Raw genomic sequence first — 15559 nt, 5'->3', positions numbered from 1 at the left:
AGGCGCATTATAGGGAGTTCTCAGACATTGACAACCCCTCTTTTAAAAAAAACTTTCAACCGCCTTTTTTTTGTTCAAAACCGTGCTACAGCGCCAGTTTTTCGAGCGTTTCAAAGCCATATCGGCGTAAGACGGGTAAAAGTTGCTCAGTCTCAGGGGTGAGCGCCATACAGAAAGCAATATTCTTGTCACTGGATTTGGCATCTGGCGCTTCATGTTCAAGAAGCCAGGCGGTGCGTCGGGCAATCGCTGCACCGGAGTCCACCAGACGCGTGCCTTCAGGCAAGACCTCAAGCAGCTCGTCCTGTAAAAGCGGGAAATGCGTGCAGCCCAGCACAACCGTATCCGGTGGTTCAGCCATTCGTAGCCATGGACGCAAAATGCGACGCAGCTCCTCCAGCGGCACCGGATGACCATGCAGCTTCGCTTCGGCCATCTCCACCAGTTCGGCTGAGCCGAGCATGGCAATCGAGCATTCGTTAGCGAAGCGGTCAATCAGCTCACGCGTATAAGGACGCTTCACCGTCCCGCGCGTCGCCAGCAGGCCGACGATACCGTTCGCCGTCAGACGAGCCGCAGGCTTAATCGCCGGCACCACGCCCACAACAGGGAACGGGAATTTTTCGCGTAATGCAGGAAGGGAAACGGTGCTTGCGGTATTACAGGCAATCACGGCCAGCGCTAAGGGATAACGCTGTTGGACGGCAGTGACGATTTCCAGGACACGCTCAACGATAAAGTCTTCGCTCTTTTCCCCATAAGGAAAAGCGACGTTATCGAAAGCATAGATGTAATGAAGATCCGGCAGAAGATGCCGAATCTCATCGTAGACCGAAAGCCCACCGACGCCGGAGTCAAACACCAGCACGGTGGGACGTGGATCAGAAGGTGTAGCTGCCAGACAAGGTGTATTCCCGTCCTGCAGTTTGGTAGCCATAAACTGTCTCGTAATCTTTATCGAACAGGTTAGCTATTTTACCACGAACTGTCAGATGTGAGGTGACAGGATATGAAACTGCGACATCCCACAGACTTACGCCACCCATTTTCACTTCACGAGACGGAAAACTGCTGAAATCGTCGTCGTAACGAGTTCCCAAATAACGGTAGGCAAGATTCCAGTCGAAATCCCATACCTGAGTATCCAGCTGGTATTTCACCTGCTGTTTGGAGCGACGCTTCAGCACTTCGTTGGTTTTCGCATTACGCGGATCTACATAATCATAAGAAATCTGATGACCAACTGGACCGGTATCAAACTGTGCCGTCGCTTCAATACCCTCAATACGAGCTTTGTTGACGTTATAAGGACGGTTGTTCGCATCGTAGCCCACCAGATTATCGACATCATTACGATACGCGCTCACGCGCCAGCTCAACGGTCCCGTCAGACCTTCAAAGCCCCCTTCCCACTGTTTGCTCTCTTCAGGTTTCAGATCCGGGTTGCCATACTTCTCGCTATGAATCTGGCTCATGGTTGGCGCTTTATACGCAGTGCCGTAAGAACCAATAATGCGATACCCTTCGACAAACTCCCACGCGGCGCTGGTTTGCCATGTGCTGTGGTTGCCAAAATTAGAGTTATCGTCGTTACGAGCAGCTGCTTCCAGCGTTACGCTATTAAACTGCTGCATCGCGGAGAGAAACACGCCAGTGTTACGCTGTTCATAACCACTTTTCAGGCTAGCTGTTCCTGCTTCGGTTTTCTGCTTCTGCCAGTCCAGACCCGCTCCAATGTTGCCGTGGCCAACAGTGAAGGTGTTCATCCATTGCGTGGTGTATTGTTTCACATCATCCATACTGGACGATGCCGCATAGCGCCCTTTACTCGGATCGTAGTTCAGATCTTTGCTGCGACCATAACCGGCCACCAACTGTGAATGATAAATCCCTTGGTTGTAGCGCAGCCCGGTATCCCAATTCTGGCTATACAGCTGCCGCATGTCTGGCGTGCCGGTCATGTTGTAGTTATCGTCATAGCTATCATAACCGTCATACGCAGTACGGTTGTCATAGCCAAAGCCACGGAAGAAGCCGCTCACGCTGTCGGTGATTTGCTGCTCCACGGAGCCGTACAGAGACTTACTCATAAAACCGTCGCGATCCGGCTGACGCGGTGCATCCTGCGCATCAATATCAAAACCGCGGGTATAGGTATAGTTGCCCGCAAGGGTGACTTTGGTTTTATCGAAGCGCTGCTGGAATGAACCGTCGTAAGACTGATAGCCCTTCGACCCCACGCCCGCAGAGACCTCACCGCCAGGCTGATCGCGTCCGGTGATAATGTTGATTACGCCGCCAATCGCATCGGAACCATACAGCGCAGACCGTGGACCGCGAATGTACTCAAGACGCTGAATGAGAGAAGTAGGGATTTGGCTAAGATCGGCGACATTACTGATCCCGGCGTTGTTCAGCGGGATGCCGTCAATCAGCACCAGAACGTGACGTGATTCCGTACCGCGTATAAAAGTAGAAGCGTTTGCCCCCATGCCGCCGCTTTGGGCGATATCCACACCCGGCAGGCGTTGCATGACTTCCACGACGCTCTTGGCCTGCCAGCGTTCGATATCTTCACGGGTCACCACCGACGTCGGCGCCAGAACGGTATTTGCCGGTTGCTCAAAACGGTTTGCTGTCACCACCAACGAGTCAGCGCTTTCCTGCGCCCAGCCCGAAAAAGCCGTGACGGAAAGCGCCGTCATCAGCGATACTTTTTTAATCATTGTTAAAGCATCCACAATATAAGAAGGATGCCGCAGGCGTCATCTATAGCACGCGATGATGAAACCAAATGCGACGTAACACCGGCAGGTCTTCGGGCTTGGTGGCGTGTGTGGATGAAGACTTCCCACTCGAAAGCAGTGTCTACAACATTCATCCCGCCAGTCTTTACCGCTGCGCGTCAGCTCCAGATTTACACTGGATTCCCTTTTCACTTACAGGAGACCGGAAACAGAATGCTACAATTAGAAACGTATGGATGTCCAGACAGCTATGCATGATTAAATCTGGACATCCCCTGTACAGTGCTTACAATCCCCGCGAAATTGTTTACCACTCAGGATGCATCATGACCCCCGAACACCTCCCGACAGAACAGTACGACGCGCAGCTGGCAGAAAAAGTGGTCCGCCTGCAAAGTATGATGACGCCTTTTGCGGCGCCCGTTCCCGAGGTGTTCCGCTCACCGGTCAGTCACTATCGCATGCGCGCTGAATTCCGTATCTGGCATGACGGCGATGATCTGTACCACATCATTTTCGATCAGCAGACCAAATCCCGCATCCGCGTAAACAGTTTCCCGGCTGCGAGTGAATTAATTAACCAATTAATGACGCTGATGATTGAAGGCGTACGTGAAAACCCAATTCTGCGCCACAAATTGTTCCAGATTGATTACCTGACCACGCAAAGCAACCAGGCGATCGTCTCCCTGCTCTATCACAAAACCCTGAATGATGAATGGCGTCAGGAAGCGGAAGCGCTGCGCGATGCGCTGCGTGCCCAGAATATCAATGTGCATCTGATTGGCCGCGCCACCAAAACCAAAATCATGCTCGATCAGGACTATGTGGATGAACGTCTGCCGGTGGCCGGGAAAGAGATGATCTATCGCCAGGTCGAAAACAGCTTCACGCAGCCGAATGCGGCGATGAACGTGCAGATGCTGGAGTGGGCGCTGAACGCTACCGAAGGGGCAACGGGTGATTTGCTCGAGCTATACTGCGGGAACGGCAACTTTTCCCTGGCGCTGGCGCGCAACTTCGAGCGCGTTCTGGCCACCGAAATTGCCAAGCCCTCCGTCGCGGCAGCGCAGTACAATATCGCGGCGAACCACATTGATAACGTGCAAATTATCCGTATGGCGGCCGAAGAGTTTACGCAGGCGATGAACGGCGTGCGTGAATTCAACCGCTTGCAGGGAATCGATCTGAAGAGCTACCAGTGCGAGACGATTTTCGTCGATCCACCGCGCAGCGGGCTGGACAGCGAAACCGAGAAGATGGTGCAGGCCTATCCGCGTATTCTTTACATCTCCTGCAATCCGGAGACGCTGTGTACGAATCTGGAAACGTTAAGCCAGACGCACAAGGTTGAACGTCTGGCGTTGTTCGATCAGTTCCCGTACACGCACCACATGGAGTGCGGCGTACTGTTAACGGCGAAGTAAAATCTCGTAGGCCGGATAAGCGAAACGCCATCCGGCTTTTTTTCGGCAGTTGATGCTACGCCTGTCTGCCCTACAACATCCCGTTATTCATGGATTTGATGCTTACGGTTACGCATCTTAATACCAATCCAGAACACCAGCGCCACAGACAGCACCGCAGGCAGGAAGTTAGAGCCGATATCCGGATATTCTGCGCGCACCACGGTGCTATACAACAGAACGCCCAGAATAAAAAACGCGGCAGCCAGGCCCGGTAAACCTACCGGCATGGTACGGTTCTGATAGCGCTGATGCAGGCAGTAAACCGTCAGCACCAGAGCGATAAGCGGGAAGATCGAAAACGGCACAATCGAGCTGAACACGGCTGCAAATGTTCCGTTAATAGATAAGCCAGCGATCAATGCCAGCAACAACGTACCTTTATCCTGACCTGACTGTTTCATTACTCACCTTCGTCGATTTGATGCGCCGACTTTTCTTGTTCCCGGCGGTACCAGTAATACGCCCCTTTGGAAATCATCCTCAGCTGTAATACCAGTCGCTCTTCGAGTTGCTTGCGTTGTTCAACGCCAACATCCAGTGCTTCGGCACCCGCACTGAAAACAATGGTCACCATCGCCTCGGCCTGCGCTTCCGTGAAGGCGCGTGGCATATGGTTTTCGATTTCGAGATAGTCGGCAAGTTCCGCAATAAAATGCTGAATTTCGCGCGCAACGGCGGCACGAAACGCGGCAGATGTCCCCGAACGTTCGCGCAATAACAGTCGAAACGCGTTGGGATTGTTGCCGATAAATTCCATAAACGTTGAAACGGACGTGCGGATCACGCTGCCGCCTTTGGCGATACGCTGACGCGCCTGGCGCATAAGCTGGCGCAGCATCAGGCCGCTCTCATCCACCATGGTCAGACCCAGCTCATCCACATCACGAAAATGACGATAAAAGGACGTTGGCGCAATCCCGGCCTCGCGTGCGACTTCGCGCAGGCTCAAACTGGCAAAACTTCGCTCAGCACTCAGTTGACTAAATGCCGCTTCCACCAGCGAACGCCGGGTTTTCTCTTTTTGTTGTGCTCTTACGCCCATCACAATAGTTGAATCCTTCCAAAGGCCTTCAGGCACTATACCAGAGAATAAAATTAATCTGTTTGCATCACTTTGTGAATGATTGTTTACGCGAGGTTTGTGCTCCACAGCTCGAAAAGAGCACAACGATAATTGGGTTATCCTGCTAATGATGTTACTATTCTGTTGCTTTTATGTATAAGAACAGGTAAGCCTTGCCATGCCACACACCTACGATTACGACGCAATAGTTATTGGTTCCGGCCCCGGCGGCGAAGGTGCTGCTATGGGACTGGTGAAACAGGGAGCAAGAGTAGCGGTCATCGAGCGCTACCATAATGTTGGCGGCGGTTGCACCCACTGGGGCACCATCCCTTCTAAAGCCCTCCGCCACGCCGTTAGCCGCATTATTGAATTTAACCAGAACCCTCTTTACAGCGACCATTCCCGACTTCTTCGTTCTTCCTTTGCCGACATCCTCAACCATGCTGATAACGTCATTAATCAGCAAACGCGGATGCGCCAGGGGTTTTACGAGCGCAATCACTGCGAAATTTTGCAGGGCGACGCGCACTTTGTTGACGAACACACGCTGGCGCTGAAGTGTCATGACGGTTCCGTTGAGACGATTACCGCCGAGAAATTTGTCATCGCCTGCGGCTCACGCCCGTACCATCCGACCGACGTCGATTTCTCTCATCCGCGCGTCTACGACAGCGACTCGATTCTGAGCCTGCACCACGAACCGCGCCACGTGCTGATCTACGGCGCAGGGGTGATTGGCTGCGAATATGCGTCGATCTTCCGTGGAATGGACGTGAAAGTGGACCTGATTAACACCCGCGACCGTCTGCTGGCGTTTCTCGATCAGGAGATGTCCGACTCCCTCTCCTACCACTTCTGGAACAGCGGCGTGGTTATTCGCCACAACGAAGAGTACGAGAAAATCGAAGGCTGCGATGACGGTGTGATCATGCACCTGAAATCCGGGAAAAAGCTCAAAGCCGACTGCCTGCTGTATGCCAACGGGCGTACGGGTAACACCGATTCGCTGGCGCTGGAAAACATCGGTCTTGAAACGGACAGCCGTGGTCAGCTGAAGGTCAACAGCATGTACCAGACTGCCTTACCGCATATCTACGCGGTGGGGGATGTGATTGGCTATCCGAGCCTGGCTTCCGCCGCTTACGACCAGGGCCGCATCGCTGCCCAGGCGCTGGTGAAAGGCGAAGCGACTGCGCATCTGATCGAAGATATTCCAACCGGGATTTACACTATTCCGGAGATCAGCTCGGTGGGCAAAACCGAACAGCAGCTGACGTCAATGAAGGTGCCTTACGAGGTGGGTCGTGCGCAGTTCAAGCATCTGGCGCGGGCGCAAATCGTGGGAATGAGCGTGGGAACGCTGAAGATTTTGTTCCATCGCGAGACGAAAGAGATCCTCGGGATTCACTGCTTCGGTGAACGCGCGGCGGAAATCATTCATATCGGTCAGGCCATCATGGAGCAAAAAGGTGGCGGTAACACGATTGAGTACTTCGTTAACACCACCTTTAACTACCCGACGATGGCAGAAGCCTATCGGGTAGCAGCGCTGAACGGCTTAAACCGCCTGTTTTAACGCACCGTCAAAGTGGCCATCCATCGAACTGCGGATGGCCTCTGCCAGCTGCTCATAGCGGCTGCGCAGCGGTGATCCTGGACGATAGACCAGACCAATGGTACGACGCGGCTCAGGTTTAATACACGGCAGATAAACCACACCATCGCGTTTGCGCTCGCGCGGTACGGCCAGCGCAGGCAGCAGTGTAATACCACTTCCCGCCGCCACCATATTGCGCAGCGTTTCCAGGCTGGTTGCACGGAAATGGGTATCTTCATCCGCACCCGCTTCAAAGCAAAAGCCCATCGCCTGATCGCGCAAACAGTGACCATCTTCGAGCATCAGCAGCTTTTCACCCGCCAAATCGGACATCGGCACGCGATCGCGGTTCGCCCACGGGTGATCCTCATAGATCGCCAGCATCATCGGCTCATCAAACAGCGGCACTTCGATAAAGGCTTCGCTCTCTTTGACCAGCGCCAGAATGGCACAGTCGAGCTTACCGCTATCCAGCTGCGCCAGCAGTTGATGGGTCTGGGCTTCGTGCAGATACATTTCGAGTTTAGGGAAGGTCTGGTGCAGCATCGGGATAATTTGCGGCAACAAATAGGGGCCAACGGTAGGGATCAGGCCAATGTGCAGCGGGCCGGACATGGCTTCCCCCTGCTGGCTTGCCATTTCCTTGAGCACTTTGACCTCGCGCAGCACAGTGCGCGCCTGATCCACCAGCAGCAAACCGGCCTGGGTGAACAGCACTTTACGACTGGTACGTTCCAGCAGCATCACGCCCAGCTCATCTTCCAGCTTGCGGATCTGACCGCTCAGGGTCGGCTGGCTGACGTGGCAGGAATCTGCCGCGCGGCGAAAATGACGATGCTCAGCTAACGCTACCAGGTATTCAAGATCACGAATATTCATTATTCATCCTCCGTCGCCACGATAGTTCATGGCGATAGATAGCATAGCAACGAACGATTATCCCTATCAAGCATTCTGTTGAATAATACACCACATAGACGAGGCGGTGACTGTTTGACCCTTGAAGCACCGCCGCGTTATACGAGTTTCTCTCAAAACTCGAACAACTAAAGCCAACGTGAACTTTTGCGGACCCTGTGTCCGCTTTTTTTTTTTGCATAAAAAAGCCCGGCAAACGCCAGGCCTGATTTTATTGGCCGGGTAAGCGCTGCGCCACCCGGCAATGTACCGACTTAAATCAGCCGATCTTTCGCATCCGCAATCGCCTGCGCCACCTGCTTCGGCGACACACCGCCTTTCGCTGCACGCTTATCCAGGCAGGATTGCAGCGCCAGAATCGGATAGACGTCATCGCCAATCACCGCACTGAATTTCTGCAGATCGGCAAGCGTAAGATCTTCCAGCGGCTTGCCCTGACGAATCGCCTCAACCACCGCTTCGCCTACAATATGGTGCGCCTCACGGAACGGCACGCCTTTCGCGACCAGATAGTCCGCCAGCTCCGTAGAGTTCGCATAGCCCTGCTGCGCCGCTTCCTGGCAACGTGGACGTTTCACCTGAATACCGTCCAGCACCAGCGCGCCCATATGCAGGCAGTCGAGCCAGGTGTCGAGAGCATCGAACAGCCCCTCTTTATCTTCCTGCATGTCTTTGTTGTAGGCCAGTGGCAGCCCTTTCAGCGTCATCATCATGCCGGTCAGCGCACCCTGCACGCGGCCACATTTACCCCGGATCAACTCCAGCGCATCCGGGTTTTTCTTCTGCGGCATCAGGGAAGAACCGGACGTCACGCGGTCAGACAGCTCAACAAACCCGGCTTCACCGGAGTTGAAGAAAATCAGATCTTCGGCAAAGCGTGACAGATGCACCATGCCAATGGACGCATTCGACAGCAGCTCCAGCACGTGGTCGCGATCGGAGACGCTGTCGAGGCTGTTACGGGTGGCAGAAGCAAAGCCCAGCCAGCCGGCCAGCTGTTCACGGTCGATTTCATACGCCGTGCCGGCCAGCGCGCCGCTGCCCAGCGGGCTAACGTCCAGACGCTTCAGGGTATCCTGCAAACGGCTCTCATCGCGCGCCAGCATTTCAACATAGGCCAGACACCAGTGAGCAAACGTCACCGGCTGCGCGCGCTGCAGGTGGGTATAACCCGGCATCACCGCATCCTGATTGTGATGCGCGGTTTCCACCAGCGCACTCTGCAGCTGGCGATTCGCCGACAGCAGCTCCACAACAGTGTCTTTACACCACAGCTTCAGGTCAGTTGCGACCTGATCGTTACGGCTACGCCCGGTGTGCAGCTTTTTACCCAACTGGCCAACTTTGTCGATCAGTTTGCCTTCCACCCAGCTATGAATATCTTCAGCATCGCTCTCGAGGATCTGCTGCGGATTCAGACGCACCTCTTCCAGCAGATTGTTCAACGCCTCTTCGAGTTGCACTTGTTCGTCTGCCGTCAGCACGCCAACGGTAACCAGCGCTTTAGACCAGGCCACAGAGCCGACGATATCCTGTTCGGCCAGGCGGTAGTCGAAGCGCAAAGAGTCATTGAACTGTTTGAAACGCTGATCCGCTGCCTGTGTAAAACGCCCACCCCAAAGTGCCATAACATGCTTCCTTAAATTCGGTTAGTTCTGTCGGGTCGCGCTGCGCTTACCCGACCTGCAATCATCAATACTCTTTTTTTGCCCGGTAACGCTACGCTTACCGGCACAAAATTTTAGGCCAGAATACGTGTACCAATCGGCGTGCCGTTAAACAGCGCGGGCAATTGTTCCGCGTGACGCCACGAAGCGATATCGACCGGGCGACCCAAAGTGCGAGCGGCATCCAGCGCGGCATTCACCTTCACAATCATGCCGTCGGTAATAATGCCCTGGTCGATCAACTGCTCAGCCTTCGCCGCCGTCATCTCGGCAATGCGCTGGCCTTTTCCGTCCAGAATCCCACTCACATCGGAGAGCAGAATCAGATCCGCGCCCAGCGTCGCCGCCAGCGCCGTGGCCGCCTGGTCGGCATTCACGTTCATCAGTTGTCCCTCTTCGGTCACCCCGATAGAGCTCACAACCGGCAGGAAACCGCCCTCCAGCAGGGTGTTTATCAGCTTAGGTGAACCCGGCTGCGCCAGTCCAACATGGCCCAGTTCTTCGTCGAGCTGGGTCACGTTTACGCTATCACCGTCGCCCAGATACAGACCCACGGAGGCAATATGGTGTTTCTTCGCCCACGCCAGCAGCGTTTTGTTTGCGGTTCCCGCCAGCGCGCCGGTAATAATGTCGATCTGATCGGCAGGCGTCACACGCAGGCCGTTTTTCTTTTTCACCGGCAGATTCAGCCCTTTCATCAGCTCATCCACCACGCAGCCGCCGCCGTGTACAATCACCAGCGGACGTTGGTGTGATTCACGATAGTTCACCAGTGCAGTAAACAGACGCTCCAGCGCTTCTTCGCTGTCCAGCAGTACACCACCGAGTTTGACAATTAATGGATTCATCATCACACCTTAAATAAGAGACTGCGTTTCGGCGAAGCCAAAACGAATGTTTGCGCACTGCACCGCCTGGGCGGCAGCGCCTTTGAGAAGGTTATCTTCTGCTGCCACCACGATCAGATGCTCGCCCTGAACGGCAAAACCGATATCGCAGAACGGCAGGCCGACCACGTTTTTCAGCGCCGGGACGCCTTTGTCATACAGACGCACCAACGGTTTATCGGCATAAGCCTGGTTAAAGGCTTCGGCTACCTGATCTTTGGTCACGCCCGGTTTCAGACGGCAGGTGATGGTTTCCAGAATCCCGCGCGGGAAGTTGCCCAGATGCGGGGTGAAAATCACTTCCGCGCCCAGGTGTGTAGTGATTTCCGGGTGATGACGGTGGTTGAACACGCCATACGGCTGCAGGCTCACTTCGCAGAAGCTGTTAGAAATGGCCGCCTTACGCCCGGCACCGCTGACGCCACTGGTGGCGTTGATCACAGGCCACTGGTTAAGATCCAGCAGTCCCGCGTCGATCAAAGGCTTAAGAGAAAGCTGCGCCGCCGTTGGATAGCATCCCGGAACGGCAATCAAATTGGCTTCTTTCAGCTTATCCGAGCTCCACTCCGCCAGACCATAAACCGCTTTTTTAAGCAAATCCGGATGCTGGTGAGTAAAGCCGTAATATTTTTCATAAAACGCACTGTCGTTAACGCGGAACGCGCCGGAGAGATCGAAAACCACACAGCCGGCCGCCAGGAACTGCGGTGCCAGGTCGTGGCTAACTTCGTGGGCGGTGGCCAAAAACACCACATCCACACCGTCGGTAAACTCGCTGATGTCGGACATCGGCTGCAACGGCAAATCCACGATTCCCTTAAGCTGCGGATGCAAATCAGAAATTAATTTTCCCGCATCATTGCTTTGCGCTGATACGGTCAAAGCGGTTATGGTCATATGAGGATGGCGATTCACGTAGCTTACAAGCTCTGCGCCCGCATAACCGCTAGCGCCCACAATCAGCGTATTCAACATCGGGTTCCTTTACGATCAACGTTAGTGTATTTTTATTCACATTTAGTGCATGAATATTGATACTATCACGACCTAAGGTATGTCAACAATGAAAATGAATTTACCACCCTTTATCGAGATTTACCGCGCCCTGATTGCCACGCCGTCCATCAGTGCGACCGAAGAAGCGCTCGACCAGAGCAATGAGTCTTTAATCAATTTACTGGCTGGCTGGTTTAGCGAACTCGGGTTTAAGGTGGAAGTTCAACCCGTTCCAGGAACCCGCAATAAATTCAACCTGCTCGCCAGTACCGGCGAGGGTGCAGGCGGCCTTTTGCTGGCCGGACATACGGATACCGTTCCCTTTGATGATGGCCGCTGGACGCGCGATCCCTTCACCCTGACCGAGCACGACAACAAGCTCTACGGTCTGGGCACGGCGGATATGAAAGGCTTCTTCGCCTTTATTCTTGATGCCCTGCGTGACGTGGATGTGAAAACCCTGAAAAAGCCGCTCTATATTCTGGCCACCGCCGATGAAGAGACCAGCATGGCGGGTGCGCGCTATTTTTCGGAGAATACCGCCCTGCGCCCGGATTGCGCCATTATCGGTGAACCGACCTCACTGCAACCGATTCGCGCCCACAAAGGCCATATCTCTACTGCCGTGCGCGTGATGGGCCAGTCCGGCCACTCCAGCGATCCCGCTCGTGGCGTTAACGCCATCGAACTGATGCATGATGCGATTGGCCGTATCATGCAGCTGCGCGACTCCCTGAAAGAGCGCTATCACCACGACTCGTTTACCGTGCCGTACCCAACGCTGAACCTGGGCAGTCTGCACGGTGGTGACGCCTCCAACCGCATCTGCGCTTGCTGCGAACTGCATATGGATATCCGCCCGCTGCCGGGCATGACCTTAAGCGATCTGGATGGCCTGCTGACGGAAGCCCTGGCCCCTGTGAGCGAGCGCTGGCCGGGCCGTCTGACCATTTCCGAGCTGCACCCGCCGATCCCTGGCTACGAATGCCCGCCGGACCACCAGCTGGTGCAGGTGGTCGAAAAACTGCTCGGCGCGCAAACCGATGTGGTGAACTACTGCACCGAAGCGCCATTTATCCAGACGCTGTGCCCGACACTGGTGCTTGGCCCGGGTTCCATTAATCAGGCTCACCAGCCGGATGAATACCTGGAAACCCGCTTTATTAAGCCGACACGCGAATTAATTACCCAGGTTGTGCATCATTTCTGCTGGCACTGACATTTCTTTTTGAGTGCCCTCTTCCGCCGGGAGAGGGCACCAAAACGCATGATCCCCGTCACATTCTCATAAGCATCTCTTATCTGACGCGAAGCGAATTAAATTTCGTAAATTGCCCACATTTATTCGTTTGCTGAACCGTTTTCGCAGCAATTGACGGCAGGGGGTTTACGTGGCTTTATAAAGGGAGATGACAAATAAATGTCCAAAAGATTTCTGAATGGGCATAAACAAAAATGATGGGGTGACTGGGTTTTTATGAACGAACAATATTCCGCGTTGCGTAGTAATGTCAGTATGCTCGGCAAAGTGCTGGGAGATACCATCAAGGACGCGCTGGGAGAGAACATTCTCGACCGCGTTGAAACCATCCGTAAGCTGTCCAAATCCTCCCGTGCAGGAAATGAAGCGAACCGCCAGGAGCTGCTCACCACCTTGCAGAACCTGTCCAACGACGAGCTGCTGCCCGTCGCGCGCGCGTTCAGCCAGTTCCTGAACCTGGCTAACACCGCCGAGCAATACCACAGTATTTCGCCGAAGGGCGAAGCTGCCAGCAACCCGGAAGTGATTGCCCGCACGCTCAGAAAACTCAAAGACCAGCCCGATCTCAACGAAGAGACCATCAAAAAAGCGGTGGAATCCCTCTCCCTGGAACTGGTGCTCACTGCGCACCCGACCGAGATCACCCGTCGTACGCTTATCCACAAAATGGTGGAAGTGAACAACTGCCTGAAGCAGTTGGATAACAAAGACATTGTCGATTACGAACGCAACCAGCTGATGCGCCGTCTTCGCCAGCTGATTGCCCAGTCCTGGCACACGGATGAAATCCGTAAGTACCGTCCAAGCCCGGTTGATGAAGCCAAATGGGGCTTCGCAGTCGTGGAAAACAGCCTGTGGGAAGGTGTGCCAAACTACCTTCGCGAGCTAAACGAACAACTCGAAGAGAATCTGGGCTACCGCCTGCCGGTGGATTTTGTGCCGGTGCGCTTCACCTCCTGGATGGGTGGCGACCGCGACGGCAACCCAAACGTCACCGCTGAAATCACCCGCCACGTCCTGCTGCTGAGCCGCTGGAAAGCCACCGACCTGTTCCTGAAAGATATTCAAATCCTGATTTCTGAGCTGTCGATGGTTGAAGCGACGCCAGAGCTGCTGGAACTGGTGGGCGAAGCGGGCGCCAGCGAGCCGTATCGTTACCTGATGAAAAACTTGCGCAGTCAACTGATGGCGACCCAAGCCTGGCTGGAAGCGCGCCTGAAAGGCCAGCGTCTGCCGAAACCGGCGGGACTGCTCAGCCAAAACGAACAACTGTGGGACCCGCTCTACGCCTGCTATAAATCACTACAGGCATGCGGAATGGGCATCATCGCCAACGGCGAGCTGCTCGATACCCTGCGCCGCGTGAAGTGTTTCGGCGTGCCGCTGGTACGTATCGACGTGCGTCAGGAAAGCACCCGCCACACTGAAGCGCTGGGCGAGCTGACCCGCTATCTCGGCATTGGCGACTACGAAAGCTGGTCTGAAGCTGACAAACAGGCCTTCCTGATCCGCGAGCTGAACTCAAAACGCCCTCTTCTCCCGCGCAGCTGGGAGCCGAGCGAAGAGACCAGCGAAGTGCTCAACACCTGTAAAGCGATCGTTGATGCGCCAAAAGGATCTGTCGCCGCCTATGTGATCTCCATGGCGAAGACCCCGTCCGACGTGCTGGCCGTGCACCTGCTGTTAAAAGAAGCCGGTATTAGCTTTGCGCTGCCGGTGGCTCCGTTGTTTGAAACTCTCGACGACCTGAACAACGCCAACGACGTGATGACCCAGTTGCTGAACATCGACTGGTATCGCGGCTTTATTCAGGGCAAACAGATGGTAATGATTGGCTATTCCGACTCTGCGAAAGACGCAGGCGTAATGGCGGCCTCCTGGGCGCAGTACCAGGCACAGGACGCGCTGATCAAAACCTGCGAAAAAGCGGGTATCGAATTAACGCTGTTCCACGGACGCGGCGGCTCTATCGGTCGCGGCGGCGCACCAGCGCACGCGGCACTGCTTTCGCAGCCGCCGGGCAGCCTGAAAGGCGGCCTGCGTGTCACCGAGCAGGGCGAGATGATCCGCTTTAAATATGGCTTGCCGGAAGTAACCATCAGCAGCCTGTCGCTCTACACCAGCGCGATTCTCGAAGCGAACCTGCTGCCACCGCCGGAGCCAAAAGACGCATGGCGTCATATCATGGACGAGCTGTCAGATATCTCCTGCGATCTGTACCGTGGCTATGTGCGTGAAAACAAAGATTTCGTCCCGTACTTCCGCTCGGCAACGCCGGAACAGGAGCTGGGCAAACTGCCGCTCGGTTCACGTCCTGCGAAACGCCGCCCAACCGGTGGCGTAGAGTCTCTGCGCGCCATTCCATGGATCTTCGCCTGGACGCAAAACCGTCTGATGCTGCCTGCCTGGCTGGGCGCCGGTGCGGCGCTGCAAAAAGTGGTCGAGGACGGCAAGCAAAGCGAGCTGGAAACCATGTGCCGCGACTGGCCGTTCTTCTCCACCCGTCTGGGCATGCTGGAGATGGTGTTCTCCAAAGCCGACCTGTGGCTGGCGGAATACTACGATCAGCGCCTGGTCAAACCGGAGCTGTGGGGCCTGGGTAAAGAGCTACGCGAGCTGCTGGAAGGCGACATTAAAGTCGTGCTGGATATCGCCAACGACTCGCACCTGATGGAAGATTTACCGTGGATTGCCGAGTCCATCCAGCTGCGCAACATCTACACTGACCCACTGAACGTACTGCAGGCAGAACTGCTGCACCGTTCCCGTCAGGCGGAAGAAGCCGGCAAAGAGCCAGACCCACGCGTGGAACAAGCGCTGATGGTCACCATCGCGGGCGTCGCTGCGGGCATGCGTAACACGGGCTAATCTCTGTTTTACGCTCATCAGGCCACACCATGTGTGGCCTTTTTTTATGCTTGCAGGTAAGGTTTTCTCTTTGGTCAACACGG

The 15559-nt window shown here is 55.0% G+C and carries 12 protein-coding genes and 1 riboswitch; of the genes, 4 read left to right on the top strand and 8 right to left on the bottom strand.

Going from position 1 to position 15559, the window contains the following annotated elements; translation table 11 throughout:
* Positions 1–85 precede the first annotated feature (85 nt).
* Together murI and btuB are read right to left on the bottom strand one after the other, a co-directional pair.
* Positions 86–937 (bottom strand): glutamate racemase, encoded by an 852-nt coding sequence (gene murI / locus ETG88_RS14355; protein WP_102105806.1) that lies wholly within the window; start codon positions 935–937, stop codon positions 86–88.
* Entirely contained in the window at positions 882–2726 is a 1845-nt protein-coding gene (gene btuB / locus ETG88_RS14350; protein ID WP_129035631.1) for a TonB-dependent vitamin B12 receptor BtuB, read from the bottom strand. The genes murI and btuB overlap by 56 nt, the downstream gene beginning before the upstream one ends.
* 66 nt (positions 2727–2792) lie before the next feature.
* Positions 2793–2969, bottom strand: a riboswitch (cobalamin riboswitch).
* Positions 2970–3073: 104 nt separating this feature from the next.
* On the opposite strand from btuB, the gene trmA reads away from it, so the two are divergent.
* Positions 3074–4174, top strand: coding sequence for a tRNA (uridine(54)-C5)-methyltransferase TrmA (gene trmA, locus ETG88_RS14345; protein WP_129035630.1), 1101 nt, complete (start codon positions 3074–3076; stop codon positions 4172–4174).
* Positions 4175–4257: 83 nt separating this feature from the next.
* Here trmA and ETG88_RS14340 read toward each other — a convergent pair whose 3' ends face one another.
* Positions 4258–4617 (bottom strand): YijD family membrane protein, encoded by a 360-nt coding sequence (locus ETG88_RS14340; protein WP_100778403.1) that lies wholly within the window; start codon positions 4615–4617, stop codon positions 4258–4260.
* Positions 4617–5261: an HTH-type transcriptional repressor FabR gene (gene fabR, locus ETG88_RS14335; RefSeq protein ID WP_129035629.1), complete on the bottom strand. Its 645-nt coding sequence runs from the start codon at positions 5259–5261 to the stop codon at positions 4617–4619. The genes ETG88_RS14340 and fabR overlap by 1 nt, the downstream gene beginning before the upstream one ends.
* Positions 5262–5457: 196 nt before the next feature.
* Between fabR and sthA the strand changes: the two genes are divergently transcribed.
* On the top strand, positions 5458–6858 hold the full coding sequence (sthA, locus tag ETG88_RS14330; RefSeq protein ID WP_100778401.1) for a Si-specific NAD(P)(+) transhydrogenase: 1401 nt from the start codon (positions 5458–5460) through the stop codon (positions 6856–6858).
* On the opposite strand, the gene oxyR is transcribed toward sthA, so the two are convergent.
* From oxyR to argC, 4 genes are all read right to left on the bottom strand, one after another.
* On the bottom strand, positions 6841–7758 hold the full coding sequence (gene oxyR, locus ETG88_RS14325; RefSeq protein ID WP_095283927.1) for a DNA-binding transcriptional regulator OxyR: 918 nt from the start codon (positions 7756–7758) through the stop codon (positions 6841–6843). The two genes, sthA and oxyR, sit on opposite strands and share 18 nt — an antisense overlap.
* A 293-nt stretch (positions 7759–8051) precedes the next feature.
* Positions 8052–9425, bottom strand: a complete 1374-nt coding sequence (argH, locus tag ETG88_RS14315) for an argininosuccinate lyase (protein ID WP_100778400.1) — start codon at positions 9423–9425, stop codon at positions 8052–8054.
* 113 nt (positions 9426–9538) lie between these two features.
* On the bottom strand, positions 9539–10315 hold the full coding sequence (gene argB / locus ETG88_RS14305) for an acetylglutamate kinase (RefSeq protein ID WP_129035628.1): 777 nt from the start codon (positions 10313–10315) through the stop codon (positions 9539–9541).
* A 6-nt stretch (positions 10316–10321) separates the two neighbouring features.
* Positions 10322–11326, bottom strand: a complete 1005-nt coding sequence (argC, locus tag ETG88_RS14300) for an N-acetyl-gamma-glutamyl-phosphate reductase (protein ID WP_129035627.1) — start codon at positions 11324–11326, stop codon at positions 10322–10324.
* An 88-nt stretch (positions 11327–11414) separates the two neighbouring features.
* Here argC and argE point away from each other — a divergent pair, with 88 nt between their 5' ends.
* The gene (argE, locus tag ETG88_RS14295) at positions 11415–12566 is read left to right on the top strand and encodes an acetylornithine deacetylase (protein ID WP_100778398.1); all 1152 of its coding nucleotides are present in this window, start codon (positions 11415–11417) and stop codon (positions 12564–12566) included.
* A gap of 258 nt (positions 12567–12824) precedes the next feature.
* A complete protein-coding gene (gene ppc, locus ETG88_RS14290; protein ID WP_100778397.1) occupies positions 12825–15476 on the top strand; it encodes a phosphoenolpyruvate carboxylase in 2652 nt (883 codons plus the stop codon).
* Positions 15477–15559: the final 83 nt, after the last annotated feature.

Origin of the sequence: Lelliottia nimipressuralis, assembly GCF_004115925.1 — a bacterium.
Lineage (GTDB): Bacteria > Pseudomonadota > Gammaproteobacteria > Enterobacterales > Enterobacteriaceae > Enterobacter > Enterobacter nimipressuralis.
Note: the sequence above shows the minus strand (reverse complement) of the source record. Positions and strands in the feature narration are given on the sequence as shown.

Coding starts and splice junctions, on each gene's coding strand:
- murI (WP_102105806.1), bottom strand. CDS start 937: ATGGCTACCAAACTGCAGGACGGGAATACACCTTGTCTGGCAGCTACA.
- argE (WP_100778398.1), top strand. CDS start 11,415: ATGAAAATGAATTTACCACCCTTTATCGAGATTTACCGCGCCCTGATT.
- argH (WP_100778400.1), bottom strand. CDS start 9,425: ATGGCACTTTGGGGTGGGCGTTTTACACAGGCAGCGGATCAGCGTTTC.
- argB (WP_129035628.1), bottom strand. CDS start 10,315: ATGATGAATCCATTAATTGTCAAACTCGGTGGTGTACTGCTGGACAGC.
- trmA (WP_129035630.1), top strand. CDS start 3,074: ATGACCCCCGAACACCTCCCGACAGAACAGTACGACGCGCAGCTGGCA.
- btuB (WP_129035631.1), bottom strand. CDS start 2,726: ATGATTAAAAAAGTATCGCTGATGACGGCGCTTTCCGTCACGGCTTTT.
- sthA (WP_100778401.1), top strand. CDS start 5,458: ATGCCACACACCTACGATTACGACGCAATAGTTATTGGTTCCGGCCCC.
- ETG88_RS14340 (WP_100778403.1), bottom strand. CDS start 4,617: ATGAAACAGTCAGGTCAGGATAAAGGTACGTTGTTGCTGGCATTGATC.
- argC (WP_129035627.1), bottom strand. CDS start 11,326: ATGTTGAATACGCTGATTGTGGGCGCTAGCGGTTATGCGGGCGCAGAG.
- ppc (WP_100778397.1), top strand. CDS start 12,825: ATGAACGAACAATATTCCGCGTTGCGTAGTAATGTCAGTATGCTCGGC.
- oxyR (WP_095283927.1), bottom strand. CDS start 7,758: ATGAATATTCGTGATCTTGAATACCTGGTAGCGTTAGCTGAGCATCGT.